Source organism: Agrobacterium sp. InxBP2 (genome assembly GCF_026191755.1).
Taxonomy (GTDB): Bacteria; Pseudomonadota; Alphaproteobacteria; order Rhizobiales; family Rhizobiaceae; genus Agrobacterium; species Agrobacterium pusense.
This window is the reverse complement of record NZ_JAINDY010000020.1, coordinates 35,758-56,951: the sequence shown is the minus strand read 5'-3', so window position 1 is coordinate 56,951 and position 21,194 is coordinate 35,758. Positions and strand designations below refer to the sequence as shown.

28 protein-coding genes are annotated in these 21,194 nt (G+C 56.9%); 24 read left to right on the top strand and 4 right to left on the bottom strand.

What is annotated here, in order from left to right:
* Window positions 1–7 precede the first annotated feature (7 nt).
* The 10 genes from K7A42_RS03145 (at window position 8) to K7A42_RS03100 (ending at window position 3,675) form a co-directional block, all read left to right on the top strand.
* Window positions 8–304: a hypothetical protein gene (locus K7A42_RS03145; RefSeq protein WP_282454817.1), complete on the top strand. Its 297-nt coding sequence runs from the start codon at window positions 8–10 to the stop codon at window positions 302–304.
* Window positions 305–338: 34 nt separating this feature from the next.
* Window positions 339–605 carry a hypothetical protein gene (locus K7A42_RS03140; RefSeq protein ID WP_282454816.1) on the top strand — a complete coding sequence of 89 codons (267 nt, stop codon included), beginning with the start codon at window positions 339–341 and terminating at the stop codon, window positions 603–605.
* On the top strand, window positions 583–924 hold the full coding sequence (locus K7A42_RS03135; RefSeq protein WP_282454815.1) for a hypothetical protein: 342 nt from the start codon (window positions 583–585) through the stop codon (window positions 922–924). Before K7A42_RS03140 ends, K7A42_RS03135 begins: the two co-directional genes overlap by 23 nt.
* A gap of 1 nt (window position 925) precedes the next feature.
* Window positions 926–1,132, top strand: a complete 207-nt coding sequence (locus tag K7A42_RS03130) for a hypothetical protein (RefSeq protein WP_282454814.1) — start codon at window positions 926–928, stop codon at window positions 1,130–1,132.
* Window position 1,133: 1 nt separating this feature from the next.
* Window positions 1,134–1,481, top strand: coding sequence for a head-tail connector protein (locus K7A42_RS03125; protein ID WP_282454813.1), 348 nt, complete (start codon window positions 1,134–1,136; stop codon window positions 1,479–1,481).
* Window positions 1,482–1,606: 125 nt separating this feature from the next.
* Entirely contained in the window at window positions 1,607–1,963 is a 357-nt protein-coding gene (locus K7A42_RS03120; protein WP_282454812.1) for a head-tail adaptor protein, read from the top strand.
* Complete coding sequence (locus tag K7A42_RS03115) at window positions 1,960–2,418, top strand: HK97 gp10 family phage protein (RefSeq protein ID WP_282454811.1); 459 nt, start codon at window positions 1,960–1,962, stop codon at window positions 2,416–2,418. Before K7A42_RS03120 ends, K7A42_RS03115 begins: the two co-directional genes overlap by 4 nt.
* A complete protein-coding gene (locus tag K7A42_RS03110) occupies window positions 2,411–2,809 on the top strand; it encodes a DUF3168 domain-containing protein (RefSeq protein WP_282454810.1) in 399 nt (132 codons plus the stop codon). Before K7A42_RS03115 ends, K7A42_RS03110 begins: the two co-directional genes overlap by 8 nt.
* A gap of 36 nt (window positions 2,810–2,845) precedes the next feature.
* Window positions 2,846–3,295, top strand: a complete 450-nt coding sequence (locus tag K7A42_RS03105; RefSeq protein ID WP_282454809.1) for a phage tail tube protein — start codon at window positions 2,846–2,848, stop codon at window positions 3,293–3,295.
* Entirely contained in the window at window positions 3,295–3,675 is a 381-nt protein-coding gene (locus tag K7A42_RS03100; RefSeq protein ID WP_282454808.1) for a gene transfer agent family protein, read from the top strand. The genes K7A42_RS03105 and K7A42_RS03100 overlap by 1 nt, the downstream gene beginning before the upstream one ends.
* Window positions 3,676–3,844: 169 nt before the next feature.
* On the opposite strand, the gene K7A42_RS03095 is transcribed toward K7A42_RS03100, so the two are convergent.
* Complete coding sequence (locus K7A42_RS03095; protein ID WP_282454807.1) at window positions 3,845–4,066, bottom strand: hypothetical protein; 222 nt, start codon at window positions 4,064–4,066, stop codon at window positions 3,845–3,847.
* A gap of 45 nt (window positions 4,067–4,111) precedes the next feature.
* On the opposite strand from K7A42_RS03095, the gene K7A42_RS03090 reads away from it, so the two are divergent.
* The 14 genes from K7A42_RS03090 to K7A42_RS03025 all read left to right on the top strand — a co-directional run bounded on the left by K7A42_RS03090 (window position 4,112) and on the right by K7A42_RS03025 (window position 20,349).
* The gene (locus tag K7A42_RS03090; RefSeq protein ID WP_282454806.1) at window positions 4,112–6,526 is read left to right on the top strand and encodes a tape measure protein; all 2,415 of its coding nucleotides are present in this window, start codon (window positions 4,112–4,114) and stop codon (window positions 6,524–6,526) included.
* A gap of 3 nt (window positions 6,527–6,529) precedes the next feature.
* The gene (locus tag K7A42_RS03085; protein ID WP_282454805.1) at window positions 6,530–7,174 is read left to right on the top strand and encodes a hypothetical protein; all 645 of its coding nucleotides are present in this window, start codon (window positions 6,530–6,532) and stop codon (window positions 7,172–7,174) included.
* A 9-nt stretch (window positions 7,175–7,183) separates the two neighbouring features.
* A complete protein-coding gene (locus tag K7A42_RS03080; protein ID WP_282454804.1) occupies window positions 7,184–7,849 on the top strand; it encodes a hypothetical protein in 666 nt (221 codons plus the stop codon).
* Window positions 7,849–8,277, top strand: a complete 429-nt coding sequence (locus K7A42_RS03075; RefSeq protein ID WP_282454803.1) for a GNAT family N-acetyltransferase — start codon at window positions 7,849–7,851, stop codon at window positions 8,275–8,277. The genes K7A42_RS03080 and K7A42_RS03075 overlap by 1 nt, the downstream gene beginning before the upstream one ends.
* A 57-nt stretch (window positions 8,278–8,334) precedes the next feature.
* Complete coding sequence (locus K7A42_RS03070) at window positions 8,335–11,214, top strand: phage tail protein (RefSeq protein WP_282454802.1); 2,880 nt, start codon at window positions 8,335–8,337, stop codon at window positions 11,212–11,214.
* A 3-nt stretch (window positions 11,215–11,217) separates the two neighbouring features.
* Window positions 11,218–11,445 (top strand): hypothetical protein, encoded by a 228-nt coding sequence (locus K7A42_RS03065; RefSeq protein ID WP_282454801.1) that lies wholly within the window; start codon window positions 11,218–11,220, stop codon window positions 11,443–11,445.
* On the top strand, window positions 11,445–13,256 hold the full coding sequence (locus K7A42_RS03060) for a hypothetical protein (RefSeq protein ID WP_282454800.1): 1,812 nt from the start codon (window positions 11,445–11,447) through the stop codon (window positions 13,254–13,256). The genes K7A42_RS03065 and K7A42_RS03060 overlap by 1 nt, the downstream gene beginning before the upstream one ends.
* Window positions 13,253–13,651 (top strand): hypothetical protein, encoded by a 399-nt coding sequence (locus tag K7A42_RS03055; RefSeq protein WP_282454799.1) that lies wholly within the window; start codon window positions 13,253–13,255, stop codon window positions 13,649–13,651. Before K7A42_RS03060 ends, K7A42_RS03055 begins: the two co-directional genes overlap by 4 nt.
* A gap of 201 nt (window positions 13,652–13,852) precedes the next feature.
* Window positions 13,853–16,840, top strand: a complete 2,988-nt coding sequence (locus tag K7A42_RS03050; protein ID WP_282454798.1) for a glycoside hydrolase family 99-like domain-containing protein — start codon at window positions 13,853–13,855, stop codon at window positions 16,838–16,840.
* Between the two features lie 488 nt (window positions 16,841–17,328).
* On the top strand, window positions 17,329–18,255 hold the full coding sequence (locus K7A42_RS03045; RefSeq protein WP_282454797.1) for a glycoside hydrolase family protein: 927 nt from the start codon (window positions 17,329–17,331) through the stop codon (window positions 18,253–18,255).
* A complete protein-coding gene (locus K7A42_RS03040; RefSeq protein ID WP_022556394.1) occupies window positions 18,252–18,491 on the top strand; it encodes a hypothetical protein in 240 nt (79 codons plus the stop codon). Before K7A42_RS03045 ends, K7A42_RS03040 begins: the two co-directional genes overlap by 4 nt.
* A gap of 117 nt (window positions 18,492–18,608) precedes the next feature.
* Window positions 18,609–18,953, top strand: coding sequence for a hypothetical protein (locus K7A42_RS03035; protein WP_135855960.1), 345 nt, complete (start codon window positions 18,609–18,611; stop codon window positions 18,951–18,953).
* A gap of 43 nt (window positions 18,954–18,996) precedes the next feature.
* Complete coding sequence (gene ligD / locus K7A42_RS03030; RefSeq protein WP_282454796.1) at window positions 18,997–20,052, top strand: non-homologous end-joining DNA ligase; 1,056 nt, start codon at window positions 18,997–18,999, stop codon at window positions 20,050–20,052.
* 30 nt (window positions 20,053–20,082) lie between these two features.
* Window positions 20,083–20,349 carry a DUF982 domain-containing protein gene (locus tag K7A42_RS03025; protein ID WP_282454795.1) on the top strand — a complete coding sequence of 89 codons (267 nt, stop codon included), beginning with the start codon at window positions 20,083–20,085 and terminating at the stop codon, window positions 20,347–20,349.
* A 23-nt stretch (window positions 20,350–20,372) separates the two neighbouring features.
* On the opposite strand, the gene K7A42_RS03020 is transcribed toward K7A42_RS03025, so the two are convergent.
* From K7A42_RS03020 to K7A42_RS03010, 3 genes are read right to left on the bottom strand one after another with little or no spacing between them, the layout of a single operon-like run.
* Window positions 20,373–20,591, bottom strand: coding sequence for a hypothetical protein (locus tag K7A42_RS03020; protein ID WP_135855965.1), 219 nt, complete (start codon window positions 20,589–20,591; stop codon window positions 20,373–20,375).
* On the bottom strand, window positions 20,588–20,752 hold the full coding sequence (locus tag K7A42_RS03015; protein ID WP_209915035.1) for a hypothetical protein: 165 nt from the start codon (window positions 20,750–20,752) through the stop codon (window positions 20,588–20,590). The genes K7A42_RS03020 and K7A42_RS03015 overlap by 4 nt, the downstream gene beginning before the upstream one ends.
* 2 nt (window positions 20,753–20,754) lie before the next feature.
* Window positions 20,755–21,126, bottom strand: coding sequence for a hypothetical protein (locus K7A42_RS03010; RefSeq protein ID WP_282454794.1), 372 nt, complete (start codon window positions 21,124–21,126; stop codon window positions 20,755–20,757).
* Between the last annotated feature and the right edge of the window lie 68 nt (window positions 21,127–21,194).

Genomic DNA, 21,194 nt, shown 5'->3' with positions numbered 1-21,194 from the left:
TCGGCATATGAGCACGATGATTTCGCGAGGTTTGGCAGCAGGAAAATCTGGCAAAAGCTGGCGCGACCTTGTCGACTACTCGCTCGAGGATCTTATACGGCATCTTGAGCGCCAGTTTCTCCCCGGCATGTCTTGGGAAAATCGCAGTGACTGGCACATCGATCACATCGTGCCGAAGTCGAGTTTCGAATTCAGAACAGCCGATTGCAAAGGCTTTAAGGCGGCTTGGGCGCTGACCAATCTGCGGCCACTTTGGGCGTCGGACAATGTCCGAAAGCAAGCGAAACAAATTTACCTGATCTAGGCCCCTTAAGGGGCCTTTTTCTTAGGGAGTGAACATGACTGATTTTCTGGAAGTGAAGGCCAAGCGCACGTTCGCTGTTGGCAAAGAACTGAAGACCAAAAAGAGCGATCCGTTCAAGGTCGAGGCAGGCGAGGCGAAGCAGCTCGAGGCGCAGGGTCTTGTCGATATCATCAGCGAGGCAAAGGCTGAAACCTCTACAGAAGACGACGCCGCGGATGAAGCCGCTGACAAGCCCGTGATTTCCTCTGCTCGTTCGACGAAGAAGAAGGACAAACCCGATGCTGTCAACGAAGGTTCGTAAGCGCAGGGTCGCGTCCTATATCGGCGCCGGTATCGTCAACGGTATTGGCTCACCGGTGAATTCTGTTGCACCTGCCATCACGGGCACGGCACAGGTTGGCCAGACGCTGACGTCGACAACCGGCACATGGTCCGGCTCGCCGACTTACGCGCGGCAGTGGTTCGCTGCTGGCGTCGCGATTTCTGGCGCCACTGCGGCTACCTATGTGCCGGTCGCCGGCGACGTTGGTAAGGCCATCACGGTTCGCGTCACGGCCACCAATGACAAGGGCAGCGTGCACGTCACAAGCGCGCCTACTGCCGCAGTAGTGGCGGCCTGATATGGCAGAGCAGAGTATCAAATTCATTGGCGATATGGAGCGATTGGTGATCAAGCCGGGGGACCGATTTGTCATCAAATGCGACCAGAATATCTCTCCAGAAACGAGACGCGCTATCGCTGAGGCTGCTCGCGGTTTCTTCGGTGACAGTGCCAACGTGCTGATCCTCGATAGAGGGTTCTCGCTCGGCGTGATCGGAGGAGACTGATATGCCAATCGTCGATCTCGAAACCGTAAAGAAGCATCTCCGTGTCTTTCATGATGATGAAGATACGGAGATCGGCCTCTATCGGGACGCCGCTGAAAGCATCGTTACGCAGCATCTTGATCGCGAAGTCGTAGCTGCCGGTGAACCACCCACGGCCGCCGAGGGCATTACAGCAACGCCCGCAATCGTGTCGGCGATCCTTCTCGTGACCGGCGATCTCTACGAAATGCGCGAGCCGGACCCCAAGGCAACAGGCGACGCGGTCCTTCCGCGTGCAGTGCGGATGCTTTTGGCACCGTGGCGTGTCTGGCGAACAGTGGCAGATGACTATGTGGCTCCGCTTCCATGAACCGTTCGACTGGCGCCAGCCAGGTTTCACGATCGCCTATCCAGTCGGCCTCTACAACGTCACGCGCAAGTGCGCCGCGACTGCAATAGCGGCCGAGGCTGCCGAACCCACCAAGGATCGACCGAATGCCAAAACGCAAGAGGGCGGGCGCGGGCTCGCTGAGTGAGCGCATCGGCTTTGAGGCCGAGGTTGAGGGCGATGATGGATATGGTGGCGTAGTGGTCGGCTTTGCTGAGCAATTTGTGGAGCCAGCCCGCCTTGAGCCGCGCGTCGGCAACGAAACTGTCATCGCCAGCCGTCTCCAAGGAATGCAGCCGTTCACCATGACTGTCCGCAGCAACGAACGCACGCGCACTATTACGCCGGCTTGGCAGGCGCGGAACAAGCGCACCGGCGTGGTCTACGCGATCAAGGCTGCGGTCAATATCGACGAACGCAACCAGTGGATCGAGCTGCTTGTGGTGCAAGGGGAGGCGGGGTGACTATTCTAGGACTCGCTAAACTGAACCGTAAGCTTGCGAAACTGCCGGCTGCTGCCGAAAAGCGTATCAAGGAGGCGATGGGGCAGGGTGCCGACGAGATTGTCGCCCTCATGAAATCGCTTGTCGCCATCGATAGCGGCGAACTTCGCGATTCTATTGGCTGGACATGGGGCGATGCTCCAAAATACAGCCAAAAGATTGCCACCGTGAAGTCCGGTGACGGCAAACTCGTGATCACGATTTATGCCGGTAACAGCAAGGTGCGCTATGCCCACCTCGTCGAGTTCGCGACCAAGGCGCACGAAAATGCTGGCCAGTTCCCCGGTACTCAGCATCCGGGCACCAAAGCACAACCGTTCTTCTTCGTCTCTTACCGCGCACTGCGCCGTCGCACGAAATCACGCATCACACGCGCCATCAATAAATCGGCGAAGGAGGTGGCAGCGAATGGTTGATCCCACCCTCGAGCTTCAAGGCGCCATTATCGCCCGACTCAAAGCTAATGCAGCTGTCACTGCGCTGGTTGCAAATCGCATCGCCGATATCCCGCAGTCCACCTGGGCCAAGCCTTACATCAGCATCGGGCCTTCAAACTACGTTGCAGAGCTTGTCGACTGCATCGACGGCGGTGAGATCATGATGCAGATCGACTGCTGGTCAGATGCGACTGTGCTTTCCCAAGTGAGGCAGGTTGCCGATGCGGTGCGGCGCGCACTGCGAAATTGGGACCCCCCTTTGGCTGCCAATGCTCTGGTTTCATTCGAGCCTTGGCGCACTGACTTCATCACGGACGGCGCGATCAAGCAGGCTGCCATGCGCTACACAGCGATTATCGAAGAGCCGTAACGCTCCACCTTTTCCCGACATTTTCAGGAGGCCTTTATGGCTCAAGCAACCACCATCAAGGGCGGCAAGATTCGCGTGCTTTTGGGCAACGATGCCGATCCGATTGTTTACACTGCGCCGTGCGGCTTCACTCAGCGCTCCATCACGCTGAACAAGGGCCTCGAAGAGGTCAATATCCCGGACTGTGAAGACCCCGACAAGGTCGACTGGGTCGGCCGAGACGCGACGTCTCTTTCCATGGGAATTTCCGGCGAAGGCGTGCTCGCGTCCGAGAGTGTCGATACATGGCTCGAAGGGTTTGAGAGCATCGAGAGCATTCCGGTCAAGGTCGAATGGGAGTTCCCCGCAAAGACGATCACCTGGACCGGCCGCATGCATATCGAAAGCATGGAAGTCGGCGCCAACAATGGCCAGCGCGCAACCAACAACGTTTCGCTCCAGAGCGACGGCGAAATGGTCCGCGTTACAACGCCGGTCACGCCCTAATGCGGGATGCTCGTATCGAATTGACCATCTGGGACGGAGACTACGAATTCCGTCTCGGGTGGGGAGAGATCGCACAGCTTCAGGAAAAATGCGATGCGGGTCCGCTCGTCGTATTGCATCGTCTTGAACACAAGTTGTGGCGATCGGAAGATATTGAAGCCACTCTCCGCCTCGGGCTTATTGGCGCTGGCCGCAAGCCCGAAGAGGCTACGAAACTGATCAAGGATCACGTCAGAACAAGACCGGTCGGCGAATACGCGTTGGCCGCGCAGGCGGTGCTTGTTGCCGCTGTGTATGGTGCGCCGGAAGAGCCTGTGGGGGAGGGCGACGCAGCAAGTCAAATCGAACACAGCTTGACGACCTCCCTAACGGAAAGCTGAGATTTGCTGCGATCTACGGCACGGGGGCTGTGATGGGGTTTACCCCTCAGCAAGTCAATCGAATGTCAATGTGGCAATTTTTGGCGGCAGTCGACGGGTACGTCGAAGCTAACACCGCGGACGACGGATCTCTTACGACGAAGGAAATAGATGAACTCTGGGACTGGCTTTAACGGCCAGTCTTGTGAAGCTCCTCGTACATGCAGTCTGCCCGCGACTTGCCTGGCTCCGCAACCGCACACTTCTCGGATTTGCGATCATCTTTTGCTTCAAGGCATTTCTGCATCTCTGCCGCATCCTTGATCGCCAAGCATTTCGCGTTCCTCTCTGACTGAGCCGCACCAACCGTTGCGAGCAATGAAAGACAAACCGACATAATCAAGGTTTTCATAAAAAGCCTCCCGTTGCGACACCCACTCAGTAAGGCATTTCAGAAATGGCGCAAGACTTAGAGCGTCTTGTTGTACAGCTGTCGGCTGACATCAAGAAGTACGAAAATGCCATGGCTAAGGCGATGGGAACAACGCAGAAGCGTGCGAACGAGATCGAACGTCGATTTCTTTCGATGAATGCCAAGGTGGAGAAATCCTTTGCAGGGATGGGGAGTCGCATATCGTCTTCCCTCGATGTCGCGCTTAGGTCGACTGTAGCTTTGGCCGGCACAGCGCTAAGCGTTCAGGAAATTTCACAGTACGCCGACGCATGGACGGAGGCTGGGAACAAAATTAACGCCGCCGCCACATCAGCTGGGGTGCAGGCGAGATCGCTGAATGATCTGAAAGACGGCGCCAACGAGGCCCGTACCGCTTTTGGCGACTACGTAGATTTATACGCTCGACTCATAAGATCCGCGTCAGGGGTGGCAAAGTCTGAGCAGGAAATAGCCACCGCAACCTCGATCGTCTCGAAGGCATTCAAGGCCGGCGGCGCATCGGCGCAGGAGCAGGCGGCCGGCATTTTGCAGCTCGGCCAAGCTCTTGGCTCCGGCGTTCTGCAGGGGGACGAGCTCCGTTCTCTGCGTGAAAACGCGCCTATCCTTGCGCAGGCTATCGCGAACGAATTTAAGACGACTATCGCCGGCCTTAAGCAGCTCGGAGCCGAAGGCAAGCTAACGTCGGATCGAGTTTTTTCTGCAATTTTGAACGCTCAAAAGCCTATCGAGGCACAGTTCAAGGCAACAAACTCAACAATCAGGGATGCCGTAACGCGTATTAACAACGAGTTTACGGCGTACATCGGGAATGCGGATGCATCTGCCGGTGCTACCGGGAAGCTTGTCGAGGCACTGAACTATCTCGCAGACAATTTCAAAGAAGTGGGCGATGTTGTTCTGCAATTTATCACTATCATCACCGGCGCTCTGGTTGGGCGCGCTCTCGTGGGCGTGGTTGCCGGTCTTGGTAATGCTGTAGCGGCACTTGGAGCATTCATCAGTGCGGTACGAACCGGTACGCTTGTAGCTGGCGGACTTGCTGCCGCGCTCGGCCCCATCGGCTTGATCGCTGGTGCTGCGGCAGCCGCCATCTATTTAATGGTCGATAGCGCCAACGCGACAGACACGGCAATAACAAATGCGAACGCCGCTATTTCAAGCCATGCGGCAGCCCTTGATGAGGCGAAATCATCATCTCAAGGCTACACTACAGCCCTACGAGACCAGATAAAGATGCAATATGAGGCCGCAAAAGCCTCATTTGATCTTGCTTATGCAGAACTCAATGCCGCCCGCGCTCGTGCCGAAAACTTTCGCACGATGACGAAGGCCCTTACTGGCTACGAACTGAGTTTTGACCCATTCGATTATGCGGCGCGAACTGCGGACGACAAAGCGACCGCGATCGGTAAAGCTGCCCTCAATCTCAGAGCGCAGCTTGAACAGATCGATGCTGAGCTCGCCAAGCAGCCTACCGGCTTTGGTAAAGGCATAGGTGCAGCACCTGCCGAGAAGTCCAAAGTACCAAAGAAGACCGCCGACGATCGCTTCCGCGAAGATATTCAGGCCATCAAAGACAGGACGGCAGCCCTCATTCAAGAGCAGTCGACGGTGAGCCTTTCATATCAAGAACAAGAGAGACGCCGGATGGCGCTTGATCTTGAGCAGCGTGCATTGGCTGACCTTCGAGAGGAGGCCAGAAAGAAGGGGCAGAAAGACCTCGAGAGTATCCAGCTTTCATCTCAGCAGAAGAAAACGATTGATGAAGTTTCCTCTGCGTATGCGAAACAGGCCGATGCTCTCAGGGAGGTAGAAGAGGCTCAGCAGCGCGCGGAGAGTTCGGCGCAGGAGTTTTATGACGCCGCACGAACAGGCTTTGCGGACGTTATTACCGGAGCTCAAAGCTTGAGCGAGGCGCTCTCTGGCTTGCTCAACAAGTTAGCTGATCTGGTGCTTAACAGCGCTTTCGACGCCCTCATGGGCGGGTCGAAGGCCACAAGTAGCGGAGGATGGCTCACCAAACTGTTTTCTGGCTTCTCAGACGGCGGCTACACCGGCGACGGCGGCAAGTATCAGCCCGCCGGTGTGGTGCATAAGGGCGAATACGTCTTTGACCAGGCGGCAGTCAAAGCTGCTGGCGGTCCTGCAGCCATGGAGGCCATGCGGCGCAATCTCAAAGGCTACGCCAACGGCGGCCCAGTCGGGATTTCGGTCCCTAGCGTGCCGAGCTTGCGATCGATGTCGGCGCAATCTGCCGGTGTCGTCGTCAACTTCAATCCAGTCGTCGACAACCGCGGCGCGTCTGTTGAAGCCGTCGCAAGACAGGAAAAGGCGCTAGCCAAGATGCAGGGCGAACTGCAAAGCCGCGTTGAGGCCGCCGTTCGGTCGGCCCAGAAACGAAACGTGAAGTTGGGGTAAGGCATGACAATCACATACCCGCTCCCAACTTCGTTTTTCGATGAGTTCCCAGGCTGGTCGACGGAGTTCAATCTGCTTTGGCGGCAAGAACAGTCGCGCACGGCTGGTGGCCAGACGGTCGTCAAGGACATGGGGTCACCACTCTGGCAGATGGCGGCGCAATCGCGATCAATGAAGCCGAACGAGCTAGACTACTGGCGTGCGCGGCTTACGAGCTTGGAAAACGGGCTCAAGACGTTCCGCGCATTCCCGAAGTCTCGTTGCTTTCCCGTCGCCTACCCGAACGGCAGATGGCCAACCGGTAGCGCATTCGCCGGGGTGGGGCAGGTGGCCACGATTGCGAGTAACCGCAAGGCAATCTCGCTGTCGGGCGTGCCCGCTGGCTACAAGGTTTCGGTCGGCGATTACATCCAGATCGGCGACAAAGACCTCCACATGGTCATGGAGGCCGTGACGGCCAGTGGCGGCGGCGTGACCACGCAGTTTGAGGTTCGCCCGCATCTGTGGCCGGGCGTTACGGCGCCTGTCGCCGCTGCGCTGGTCAAGCCTTCCTGCATCATGGCGATCGTGCCTGGCTCGATTTCGACAACTGCCGACATGGCCACTGGTCGTGGCACGGTCACGTTTCAGGCGATTGAAGCCCGCTAAGGGAAATCAATGAGATACATATCAGCAGAAAACCTTGCTGCGCTTGAGGCGCGGCAACTGGTGGCGCGTGACTTCCTTTGGTTCGTTGCGCGCGATCGGGCGACTGGTGCGCCGGTCACCGATGGCATGTGGTCGGACGTCGGAAACGTGTCTGCGGCCATTGTGCACCCGGACACAGGCCTGCCGGTCACGCGTGACTGGTACGGCTCCGGCACACTGGTGCAGATCGATGACATTCCGCTCGTCGCCAACCTTTCGGTCCAGAACGTCAATATCCGCCTATCTCAGGTGAGTGAGCACGTGCAGACGCTGGTGAGGCAGTATGATTGCCGTCAGGCTCGTGTCGAGATTTACAGAGGCCTGTTCGATCCGGACAGCCGCCAAATGGTGGCGCCGGCGGAATGCCGTTTCGTTGGGTTCGTGGACACCATCACGATCAACACGCCTTCCGAGAATGAGGAAGGCAGCGTGACGATGGTTTGCGCGAGCCACACTCAGGAAATGACACGTTCCAACCCGTCGACGCGCAGTCACGCCACGCAGGTGCTTCGACAGGCCGGCGATGCGTTCTTCACCGACGCTGACACCTCGTCCGAGTGGGAGTTCTTCTGGGGCTCCGAAAAGGGCAAGGTTGCGACCCAGCCGAAGCGCAAGAAGTTTCTCGGGATATTCTGATGGAAGTTCGCTTCGCAACGAGCGAGGACCGCGACCGAGTTGTGGCGCTCCTGCGTGAGAGCCATGAGGCCGCCGGGTTCACCTTTCCGTTTCGAGCGGCTTATGCCGATCGGCTGTTTCAACAGCATCTGGTGTCGGACAAGGCCTGCGTTCTCGTCGCAGGCGATCCCGTGCAGGGCATTCTCATGGCCTGCGCTTTTGAACACCCATTCGGGGCCGGTCGCATTGCCAAGGAGACGGTCTGGTTTGTGACGCCAGAAGCTCGAGGCCGGGGCGCAATCAAGATGCTTGATGCTTACGAGGCGTGGGCGCGGTCGGTCGGCTGCGTCTCTGCCGGCATGGCTTCACTGGCAACCAATGACGTCTCCAGCCTCTACGAGCGGCGCGGCTACAGCGCTGTCGAAACACATTTCATGAAGTCGCTCTAGCGGCATTCCTTCGGCGCCATCCGCGCCCCGCGCGCAGCGCATCCCCAAGGAAAATCGATGGCTATCTTTTCTGGCATCGCGGCTGCGATCAGCGGCGCGATTTCGGCTGTCTCTGGATTTATCGGCGGCCTTGGCGCAGTCGGCGCGTTCCTGCTGAAGACCGCTGTTGGTGTCGGCGTCAGCCTTCTCGCACAGTCGCTTGCTGGTAAGCCAAAAGACCCGACGTTTTCAATCAACGGCACACTGCAGGGCGGCGGGGATGTTCCTCGCTCCTTCATCATGGGCCGCACGGCTACCGCTGGCTCTCTCGTGTTCGTCAATACCTGGGGGCAGGACGGCGACACGCCGAACGCCTATCTGACGCAGGTTATCGCTCTGTCGGATCTGCCCGTGCGTGGACTGGCCGAGGTCTGGGTCAATGGAGAGCTCGTGACGCTCGGAGGGCTGACGGATCGGGGCTACGCTGTGAACGAGTATCCGGATAGCCTCTGGGTCAAGTTCTACGATGGCACGCAGACGACGGCTGACAGTTTCCTGTTCACGTCGGTTTCCAACGGCAACAGGTGGTGGAACCCGGATCGTATCGGGCGCGGTGTTGCTTATGCCATTGTCACGGCTCGCGTCTCGAAGAACATGTTTTCTGGCGTGCCGTCCTTCAAGTTCGTGCTCGAAGGCCTGCGCCTCTACGACATTTCGCGTGACAGCACGCAAGGCGGCGTTGGTCCGCAGCGCTTCGCCGATCCGGCGACATGGGGCGGCGACGGTGACTTCCTGCCAGCAGTGCAGATCTACAATCTACTGCGCGGCATCACCTATAACGGCCAGTGGTTCTATGGCCTCCAAAACCTTTCCTCTTCACGCCTGCCTGCCGCAGCGTGGATTGCGCAGATCGAGAAACATCGCGCAGGCACGCTGGAATCAACCGGCTGGGTGAACACCTACCGAAGCGGCGGCGAAATTCAGGTTGATGCACCGCTGACCTCCGCCGTCGAAGCGTTGCTGACGGCTTGCCAGGGCAGGATTTCGGAAGTCGGTGGCGTCTACTATCTTCATTCTGGCGCGCCGGATGCCCCCGTTATCGCCTTCACCGACGATGATATCCTGTCGACGGACGAGCAGGAGTTTACGCCGTTCCTCGGGCTGGCCGACACCATCAATGGCGTTTCTGCTAACTATCCGTCGCCTGCCGATGGCTGGGTCGCCAAGACCGCACCGCCCCTGTACCGAACGGACCTTGAGGCGATCGACGGCAACCGCCGGCTGATGGCTGATGTCGACCTTAACTTCGTTCCTTATCCGGAACAGGTGCAGCGCCTGATGAAGTCGGCGCTTGAGGAGGCTCGACGCTTCCGCAGGCACACGATTGTCCTGCCGCCAAAGTTCTGGGCCTACGCCACGCCGGGAACGGTGTTTTCGTGGACGTCGGAGCGCAATGGCTACATCGCCAAGCTGATGCGGATCGACGGCGTTGCCGATCGCGCCAACCTCGACGTGATGATCGACATCACTGAGGTTGATCCTGCCGACTATGACTGGAGCAGCGATACCGAGTTCAAACCGCCGGTTGACGGCCAGCTTGGTGTCATTCGTCCGACGCCACAGCCGATCATCGACTGGTTCGCAGAACCGGCCACGGTTAAGGATGCGGCTGGCGACGACAGGCGGCCAGCAATCAGGTTGACATGGGACAACACGGACGGGCGCCTCGATGACGTTATCGGCATTGAGTACGATATTCGTCTCGCTAGCACGCTTGAGCAGGTTGTTACCGGGCGCACCGACCAGCCTGAAGTTGGCTCGATGCTCATTTCGCAAAGCCTCTTGCCGAATGAGGATTACGTTGTCCGTGGGCGATACATTCCAGGCGGCGACAGGCCAGTGCTGTGGTCTGGATCCATTCCCGTCACGACACCTAATGTGTTGCTCTCGGACAAGGATGTGTTCGTTGATGTCGACCTAACCGGCGTTGAAGAGGCGCTCGGCTGGCTGCGAAATAGCACGCGAACAGCGCAGGATGCCATCGACGGCCTCATCGCCGCGCAGATGGAACTGGCGACGGTTGCATACAAGGACACCAGAAATCTCGCCAGAGAACTGTCTGTCGAGTTGGGCGCGGCCCGTGCCGAATATCGAGAGGATATCCAGCTTGCCGTGAATGAAACTATGGCCGTCGCTGGCAAGGTGGAAACACTGACGGCGGCGTTGGGCGGAAGCTCGGCGTTCGTCAATGTCGCATGGGCTGCCATCGCTGCTCCATCAGGATATGCAGCTCGGTACGGCGTTACGGCCGCAGTCAATGATGGCGCATATCGCGCTGCGTCGTTGCTGTTGGATGTTCCCGCTAACCCGGCCCTGCCAACGCGCGTCATTGTTCAGGCTGGCCAGTTTGTTGTCGCGAGCGACGACGGGGCAACCATCAAGCAACCATTCACTGTGACCGGCGGTGTGCTTTACGCCAACGATATAAGGGTGAACAGCCTTTCGGCTTTCTCGTCAGTATTGGGGAATGTCGATATTTCGAGCGCTTACATCGGCGATCTTAAAGTTGGCACGTCGAACATTGATCCCGGCGCAATCACCGCGGCGGCTTCTGATGTTCTTCCAGGAAACGGGTCTGTTGACATCACCCTTACCCACGGCCTTGGTTCTCCGCGAGTGCAGGTGGATGTGGTCGGCAAGGTGTTTTCTGGAACGTCGACCGATCAGCAGTACGTGAGCTTCACTCTGCGAAACGTCACAGACAACGCCGACATCGAAACCTTCCTGGTGTTCTCGAAAACGACACCGGCCGCCGGCGCTGCGCGCCTCCTTGGCGCAACCACGTATCTGTTCAACCCGCCAAGCGGTCGCACTCAAACCACGTTCAGGCTGACCGCAACGCCGCAGGGAGCGACCCCAGTCAATTCCACAATCGTTGCTCAAGCATTCAAGAGGTAATCCATGACAGCCGGAAATCAGATGCAGGTCGACGCGCTCGTCGCCCTGCAGGAAGCGGAAGTGCGCGAAGGCTTCCTTAAGCAGCGGACTTTGCTGCTCGGGCAACACCTCGCCATGCAGAAGCAGGAAAACCAGATCCTCCTCGACAAGATCAACGGCCTTGAAGCCGATCTGCGCCTTGCGAAAGGCGAGGGCGATACCGTCGACACTGGTAACGGAGCATCCGAATAATGGCTAACACCACATGGTACGGCGACGGTACGGCAACCGTCGCTGTAGGCTCTCGCACTGTGACCGGCACGGATACGGGCTGGCTGACGGAAGTTGCCGGGCTGACGCCGATCAAGGTCGGCGACAAGTTCGGTATTCACGTTGGCCGCCCGATCGTCATCGAGCAGATCATCAGCGATACCGAACTGTTGCTTGCTGATGATTGGCCCGGTCCTGCGCAGACTGATGCGCCTTACAAGGTCGAGCTTACGTCGCCAACGATTGCAGCGGTTGAGGCCATGCGCCGGCTGCTGGCTTCACTGTCGAATGGCAACCTCGACAGCCTGTCTGAAATCTCGGTTGGCACCGATGACATTCCGATCGGTATCGGCCCGGGTGTCTTCGGCACCATCAACAAAGCGGCGCTGGTGCAGGGCGTCCAATATGACGCGTGGGTGGCAAACCTTGCGGGCAGGGCGGCTTACAATGGCGCTGCTGCCGGCTTCTCAGTTCTCGTCATCGATATTGGAGACGGCCGGTCTGCGCTCTATTTCAAGAACTCGGCTACGTCGGGAGACTGGAGTGCGCCGTCTTACGTAACGGGTCCTATCGGTCCTGCTGGCGTCAACCAGCGCGGCAACTACAGCGCAGGCACGGCCTATGCGATCCGCGATATCGTGCAGTACGGCGGCTCGACATGGATCGCCAAGATCGCGACGACCGGCAACGCGCCGCCGACACTCCCGACAACCGAAAACACGCAATGGTTACTGTTCGCTCGCTCTGGCACTCCGGGCGTGGTGGACCGCGGCACTTATAGTGGAGCGACGGCCTACGCGACCAACGATATCGTTCTCAATAACGGCTCCACTTGGATTGCGCTGCAGTCGACCACGGGCAACGCCCCGCCAGTTCTGCCGGCAGAGAGTAATGCTTACTGGCGGCTGCTGGCCCGCAAAGGGACGGATGGCACCGGTACTGGTGATTTCTCTGGCCCGGCTGGTGGTGTTGCTTCTGGCGACATCGTCGCATTCGCTGACACAACGGGCAAGACAGGCAGAAAGGCAACGCAAGCCGAACTCAAGGCGGCCATCGGCGGCGTTCCGATCCCTGGCTATATCTCGCCTAACTTCAATCTGTCGAATAACGTAGCTGACGCGGCCAACGACCTCGATTTCCCAGCGGGTATTGTTGCGAGCGAAGTAGCCAACCCGATCCTGATGGCGCACGCCGCCGGAACGGCCCAACTCGATGTAGCATATGGTACGGGCAACGGCGGACGGTTTGATAGCGCCATCTCGGACGGAACTTGGCACTGCTTCGTGATCAGCAATGGGACAACGGTATCGCGCGGCTTCTCCAAATCGCTCGATCCTACGACCCAGCCGAATTATCCCGCAGCCTTCAATCACTATCGACGCGTGGCATCCTGGTTTCGCGTCGGCAATAACTTGATCTCGATGGTTCAGCGGGAAAATGACTTCGAGTTCGTTGATGACAACACAGAGCGCAATAGCACAGCAGCACAGGCGTCAACCTTGCTCACCATCAGGGCACCATTGGGCATCGTTACCGAACCAAAGCTTGCGATCACCCAGCAGATGGGGGCATCAAACGGAAACATCCAGACACAGCTTGCAACCGCCGGCAAGACTCCGACGTCCTATACCATCACGTCTGTCGCCAGCGACATCAAACCCTACCAGGTCAATGGGGGCATAAAGACCAACCTTGCCTCCCAAATCCAATTCGCTGTCGTCAACTTCGGCGGGTCTTTGGGTCTCAACGTTCTCATCAGCAAGGGCTGGATCGACAATCGAGGAAAATCATGAGGATTTATGTTCAACGCGAGATCGATGGCAAGATCGTCGGCGTGTACTCCAGTTTTCAGGCAGGTATCGCTGAAGAAGGGATGCTGGATAGCGACCCAGAGGTTATCGCCTTCCTCAACCCGGTCACCATCACCGACTACGAGAACGCCATCCAGAACCTGGTCGACAGCACGGCTCGTGAGCGGCAATTCCGAGATGGCGTGACGCTGGCCTCCTACATAGGGTCAACAAAACCGAGGTGGGCGGCGGAAGCCCAGGCGTTTGTCGCTTGGCGCGATAACGTTTGGTTCTACGCCTACGGCGAGTTGGCAAAAGTGAAGGCCGGCCAGCGCGAGCAGCCAACTGTGGAGCAATTCCTTGCGGAAATCGCTCCCATCGCCTGGCCGGCGGGATAAGCCTTAACGCCGAAAACACAAAGCGGAAGAGGCTCGCCCCTGCGCCAAGCGCCAGGCCTCGGTGCGGTGGCCGTTATCGTGGATCGGACCGCACTGAACAATGCAGCTGAAGCATAGTCATCTTGACAAAGATAGCTTCGCTAATCATTGCTCGAAAATCGAGGCGATGGGGATTGCCCCTTTTTGTATGGGAAGCGTTTGATGAAAGAGACGGGCCTGAAGCCTGATGGCGAAAGATTCCTGCCTGAGTTCCAAGGGATAATTGAGCTAGAGCACTACCATCGTTACCATCTGGCTCTCAATCTTGTTTACGGTAAGGATGTACTCGACATTGCCAGCGGTGAAGGGTTCGGGTCGGCTATCTTGGCTCGATCTGCAAAAAGCGTTACGGGTGTGGATGTTTCGCAAGAAGCTGTGGAACACGCAAAAGCAAAATATTCAAAGGATGGCTTGCGCTTCATCTGCGGGAGCGCGACGAAAATACCGCTGGATAGCGATGCCGTTGATGTTGTGATTTCGTTTGAAACAATTGAGCACCTGATTGAACATGATCAGATGATGGCTGAGATAAAGCGCGTCCTTAAACCGGGGGGCGTTCTTCTAATTTCGAGCCCCAACAAATATATTTACTCCGACAAGCCAAATTACAAGAATCCGTTCCATGTGCGGGAACTGTACACCACCGAATTCAAAGAGCTTGTGAACCGATATTTCAAAAATACCGCCCATTATGGGCAACGCGTAGTTACTGCATCGGTTATTGCGGCAAGTGAAACGGCTTCCGAGATCGTGTCCTATCGTGACGACGAGATGTTAGTCGGCTTTCCCGACCAAATGTATGATGTCATTTTGGCGTCGGATGTTGAGTTGCCTCAAATAGCTCACTCTCTGTTCGAGTATTTGTCTGGTGGTTTGCAGCCTGAGAAAATGGAAGAAGTTCGAAAAGCCTTCCATGAAGCGAGTAACGAACTTACTCAGGTTAAAGCTGATCGTGAGTATCTGTCAAATCGTATAAACGAAGTAACGTCTGAACGAGACCGCTTGATCCGGCGCCTTCGAAACATGCTGCCTAACGCGCGAAATCTCGGTGAAGGCACAAGTCTCGAAGAGATGTCTCCTGATGAGGTTAAGGCCCTTCTCCAAAGGGTTGCGGACGACGGTAATAAGGTCGTTGGTGACAAGTGGTGGCGTCGGACAAGATCGCTACGGCGGTGGTCTAATTCTATTCGAAAGTGGAAAGGCAAATCTAAAAAGGTATGGCCAGAACGATTTAGCTTAGGCGATTACTTGCCATCGCTTGCCGAGCAAACTACCGCAATTACCAGTCATTCTCAGCGGGAAAATGCGGTTATTCCAGCGGTGCAATATTCGACCGTGAAGGAAGGATTTGTAGAGTATCGAGATTACTCACCGATCAAGACTGACCCAAAGCTTATTGCATTTTATCTACCTCAATTTCATCCATTTGAAGAAAACGATACCTGGTGGGGTAGGGGGTTCACAGAATGGACGAACGTCAGTAAATCGGCGCCGCTTTTTGAGGGTCACCATCAGCCACATTATCCGATACACCTGGGTTACTACGATCTGAGGGTGAATCAGATAATGGAGGAGCAGGCGCGTTTGGCTCAGTCCTACGGCGTGTCGGGATTTGCCTACTACTTCTACTGGTTTGCTGGCAAAGTTCTTATGGACTTGCCACTCCAGCAGATGCTGGCAAACCCGAAGGTTGATATCCCTTTTTGCATGATCTGGGCCAATGAAAACTGGACAAGGCGATGGGACGGGCAGGACCACGAGATACTCATCGCCCAAAATCACTCGTTGGAAGACTCACGGGCGATGCTGGAATACTTAAGGCCGTTCTTGGAAGACCCGCGATATATTAAGATCGACGGCAAGCCCCTTTTTATAGTCTACCGCGCCGCGATTATACCGGATATGGCCGCGACCCTAGAGGCGTGGCGTGAGCAGGCCAAAGGTTTTGGTTTTCCGGGCCTTTATTGTGTCTGTGCGCAGAACTTTGGCCACAGCGATCCTCGGGAGTTCGGCTTTGACGCGGCAATGGAATTCCCGCCACACGCGGCGCCACTGGTTGATATTTCCCACGAAGTTAAAAACCTGAAGCCAGAATTTACAGGCAGCATATGCGACTACAAACAGGTCGTTTCTGATGCTGTTACGCGGACAAGCAAGGAGTATAAAGTTTTCCCGACAGCAATGCTGTCGTGGGACAACACAGCCCGCCGAGGCGACAAGGCAACACTGTTTGAAAACTTCTCATTGAAGGATTTCAGTCAATGGCTTTCCCATAATGCCGAGCGAGTTGTTAAGGATCCTGACTTGTCTCCATCGGAGCGCATCATGTTCGTCAATGCTTGGAATGAGTGGGCTGAGGGTACGCACCTTGAGCCTGACCGCAAGCATGGGTTCGGTTACTTGGCAGCCACTCGAAGCGTAATGGAGAACTATGATGTCAGCGGTGGCGAGTTTCAAAATCCGCCCTATCCAAAAAACGCACAATCCAAGTATGCGGTGTTGGTTCATATCCATTACGATTCTGCGTTACCAGACGTCCTTAAAGCGTTAAATAGCATTGAGGATTACTCCCCCGATATCTACGTCACAGTTACATCTTTGCCCCTTGCGCAAAAAGTAAAGTCTGAGCTGCCTAATGCAATCGTTGAGCTAGTAGACAACAGGGGGCGCGACATACGACCGTTCCTCCACGTATTCAGGAAAATTGCACATCTCGATTACGTCGCAATTTGCAAGATACACGGAAAGGCGACGACATATCGCAATGATGGAGAGCAGCTTCGTCGGTCGGCACTTAGTGCGCTGCTGTGCAAGGCCAGCATAGAAAAAGTGATAGCTAACAATGATATCGGATTGTTGGTTCCTTCGGCGTCGCTCATCCAGCATTCAGAAAAAAATATGCATTCGAACAAAGTTCACGTTGATAAACTCGCAGACGAACTTGGTATTAAAGACTGGTGGGGGAATTTTCCTGCTGGATCGATGTTCTGGTTTAGGCCTGCCTCATTGATGCCTTTGCAGAAAATTAACAGCGAAATATTTGATGTTGAGAGGGGGATGATCGATGGAACCTTCGCTCATGCCGTCGAGAGGTTATTCAATGCCATTTGCAAATCGGAAGGCTTCATCGTTGAGGTCACGCCAACTTAGCAAATTCGAGCGGGGAGGGGCGCTGGCGTTTATCGCATGATGATACGTCGGATTGGCGCCCTTCCTATTCTCGAAGTTTCCAACCTGAAACAGCAACCTTAACCTGGCACCTGTTGGCCGGAATATATACACGCGGATACTTGCTGAAAACCTCCATATCAAATCGTCATACATGAACCGGGCTGCCCGGTCCCATCAGAGCCGGTTTGAATCTATTCGTCGCCCATGCCTCGGAGCCCTGTTGGGTAGGTTGTCGCAACTTCCTGCGCTTCCATTTTTCCATATGAGCGAATAAAAGAGGCTTCGGCCTGTTATGAGCGTGGCGCTTCTCCCATATCTACGAGTATCGGCTGTATTGATAGCAGCAAAAAAACCGCGCAACCGGGGGACGTTTGCGCGGGTCTTTAGGCCATGGAATTGTGGACATGGCGCCGTCTAAACGCGCCGACCGTTCGAACGTTCCAACAATACCCAACCAGGACAACCAAATGCCAATCACCAAAATCTCCACACAGGGGAGGGCTTTCGTGCGCCTGCATGAGGGCAATCCGCTTACCGCCTACCTGGATCCTGTCGGGGTGCCGACGATCGGAACCGGCTTTACGATGCGCAGCGATTCCGTGCGCCGCGAGCTGGCCAAGATTGGCATCACGAAGCTCGTGCCAGGCAAGACCAAGATCGCGGCCGCGCAGAGCGATGCCATCCTCGATGCCGTGCTTTCCGCTGAATACGTGCCCGCTGTTGTTGCCGGCTCTCCCGCCGACCGCAAGCAGCACGAGCTCGACGCGGCGGCCTCCGTGACGTTCAATCTCGGTGTTGGCGCCATGAACTGGACGTGGGCCGCATACTGGCGCAAAGGGCAGATCAAGAAGGCCGCCGCTCATCTCGCAGCCAATTACAACACGGCGAAAGGCAAGAAGCTGCCGGGCCTCGTGCGCCGCCGCAAGGAAGAGGCCCTGCTTTTTGAGAAGGGCATCTACACCGGCGTAGCGAGCGCAACGAAGGAAGCCACTGCCGAGCCGCCAGCCCAGCCCGATCCCGTTGTTAAAGAAGCGCAGGAGCTGCTGACGGCCGCAGGCCTCAATCCTGGCGCCATCGACGGCTGGATGGGCGAGAAGACAAAGGCAGCGGTGATTGCCTACCAGAAGGCCCACCCACATCTGATCGCCGATGGCATCATCGGTCCCGCCACGCTCGCTCAGCTGCGGCGCGACGCATCGGCAGCAAGGGAAGCCGTCACGAAGGGTGTTGGCTCAGCTGCAAGCTCAGGCTTGCTCGCTTTCGTGGCAGGCCTTCCATGGTGGTGGATCGTCGCCGGCGTCGCAATCGCTGCAGTTGGCTATGTCGCCTATCGCCATCGCGATGTCATCGCTCGCCGGTGGAACAGTTGGCGCGGCAAGGAGGTGGTGGTTTGATCCTCTTGTGGGCAAAACTCAAAGGCTATCTAGCCGCAATCGGTACGGCGCTCGCGATCCTCGCGGGCGTCTTTTTGTACGGCCAGAGGGCAGGGCGCTCCGCGGCGAAAGACGAACAGGCCGCAGCAAATGCCAAGGCCATCAAGAAGGCCGGGGATGTCGAAAATGAAATCAGGAATCTGGATGACGCTGGCGTTGATGACGCTCTTGGCAAGTGGATGCGCGACAAGCGGTAGCTACTGCGACATCGCGCGCCCGGTGCGCCCTTCTGTCGATGACCAGATGACGCCGGAAACGAAACGGCAGATCCTTACCGAGAATGAGAAGCTGATGAAGCTGTGCGGGGTAAAGCCATGACCGGCGCCGAAATCATGGGTGCCGTTGGCTTCTTCGTGCTGGTGTTCGGCTTTATCTTCGGTTTGTGGAAATACGTGGATGCGAAGATCAGCGCGGCAAAGACCGAAGCATCCGCAGCGGCGTCTGCGGCCTCAGCGATGGCGTCACTGGCGAGGGAAGAGCTCGCGGCTCACCGGCTGCACGTGGCTGAAACGTATGTTTCCAAGTCTGGCCTGCGCGAGCAAACGGAGCAGATCATGGGCGCGATCGGTGCCGTGAAAGACGCCGTCGACAAAATGACTATGCGCGTCGACAGGATCGTTGAAAATCAGTCGAAGCCGCGGACGACGAGGTCGGGGTAGCTCATCGAACATTTTGTAAACGGTTCGTCGGTAGGCTGTCCTCATGAAGAAGCCAAAAACCTCCAAGCCTCTTCTGAGGCACGACGAACCTCTCCGCTCTCGGCCACGGCGTCGTCGGGACCCCGCTCAGCCGGCGTTGCTACTGGAGCCAATGCCGAAGCGTATTGAACCTGCCCTTGCGTTGCTGAAGCAAAAGCCGCCTGCTGGCAACAAGTGGGGATGGGAAATCAAGTGGGACGGCTACCGTCTTGCGATCCATGCCGACGCGAGCGGCGTCCGAATATTGACGCGCGGCGGTTATGATTGGGCCGCGCGGTTCCCGGCTATCGAGAAAGCGGCTCGAGCCCTTGGGCCGGCGTCATTCATTATCGATGGCGAGGCTGTCGTCCTGGACGAACAAGGGCGCTCTGACTTCAATGCGCTCCAGAATAGCCTGGGTGCCGTTGGCGCGCGCAGCGGCAAGAAAGTGGCCGGGGACGCCATCCTCTATGCATTTGACCTTCTGTATCTCGATGGGCGGGATCTGCGTGAGTTGCCTTACCGCAGCCGCCGTCATCTCCTCGAGGAAATGCTGAACGGCTTCGATGGCGTTATCCGGATATCGGAAGAAGTTGAAACTGACAATCCCGGCTTGATGCTCGAACATGCATGCCGCCTCGGGCTGGAAGGTATCGTTGGCAAGGATCGAAACCGCCCCTACCGGAGCGGAAGAACCGGCGATTGGATCAAGGTCAAATGCGTCCAGTCCGAACCGTTCATGATCGTGGGATATGAACCCTCCATGTCAGCAAGCGGCGGCTTTGCCTCACTCTTGCTGGCCGCCTATGACGGCGATGACTTGCGCTATGTCGGCAGCGTCGGCACGGGATTTAAGGAGCGCGCCGCAAACGACCTGCGGCGGATGTTGGATAAACTTCCATGGCGTAGGAAAAAGCCGCCCGTTGCCTATGCCGGCCGGAGAGAGGTCGTTTGGGTTCAACCTACGCTTATTGCAGAGATTGAGTTCCGCCAGATGACGCCGGATCGCAAGCTCCGTCACGCGGCCTACAAGGGCCTCAGAGAGCGGCAGGATAACGCGGATGTGTACCGGCTTGATTAAACGCCGCCGCTTTTCGTGTTAGCTCGCCCCATGAACGAATTCAGAATAGAGCCAATAACGATCCTTTGGGGTGATTTCGAAACCCTCGAAACCGTCACAGACCTCGCGTGGGTTCTGCTTCACCGATGGCCCGGGAGTTCAGAAGCGCAGGCGTATGTGACTGCGCTCATGGTCTGCTCAGCTGTCCTCGAAAATGGGTTGGACGACCGACCTGAGGATGCGCGTCTCGCTTTTGTCGAAGCCGCCCATGAGGCAGGGCTGTCGGTTTCTCCGGATGATGACGAGCTCGACTTGTGAAGGAAGGTCGTTTTATTGGGGCTTCAGTCTCCTACCACCTTCAAATCCGGCGGCGCGCCTTCTGCCCTAAACGTCCGGATATCGAACTGCTTCATATCTCCGCGCGACGTTAACATCGTCAGCTCCATGATTTCCACGTCGAGGCCGCTCTTGTGGAGGTCCCTGACAGCGTCATTCAGTTGACGTAGAGCCATCGACAGCCGCTGTTTTGCGTCTTTCTGTCGAGTGATGCGGGTGATCATCGGGGCCACTCCTTGAATGGATAATGCTCCCAGCAATGCCAGGATGACTTTTCAACCTTGTTTCGGCTAAAGCCGAAGCCTCCCCATTTACGACAGCCCGGATGCTCGCACCAGTGATTCTCGTGGATGCCGTCGCCGGCCTTGTTGGTCTGGTCGCTCATGCTCACCTCGGCATCTTGGCTATGGTGATTTTCACGTCACCCTTCACGCTGCATCGTTTGCATTTCAGTCGCTTGGCAATTTCGTCCACCGTAGTGTCCGTCTTCGCCGCGCGGTTCAGTTGCCAGTGCGGGATATTCGAAACGTGGCCGCAGTAGTTGCACTTGGCAACGACAATCTCCCAATTTCGAATTTCCTTCACTCTAACGGCCGGCGGCTTCGCTTGTTTCAATGCCTCGATCTGACTGCCGGAGCGCGCGTGGTAATGAAGCATGCAGCGGCCTGAAAAGCCCTCCATCGGCTTCGCGCATTTTATGACTTCCTGAGAGATGTGCCGCAGCATCGTCGGCATCGACAGGTCGCCAAATTCAATCATGAGCTCGCCCGAGCTTATGAATTTCAGGAGCTCGCATTCCTCGCATATAACGCCTACAGGCTCGCCGC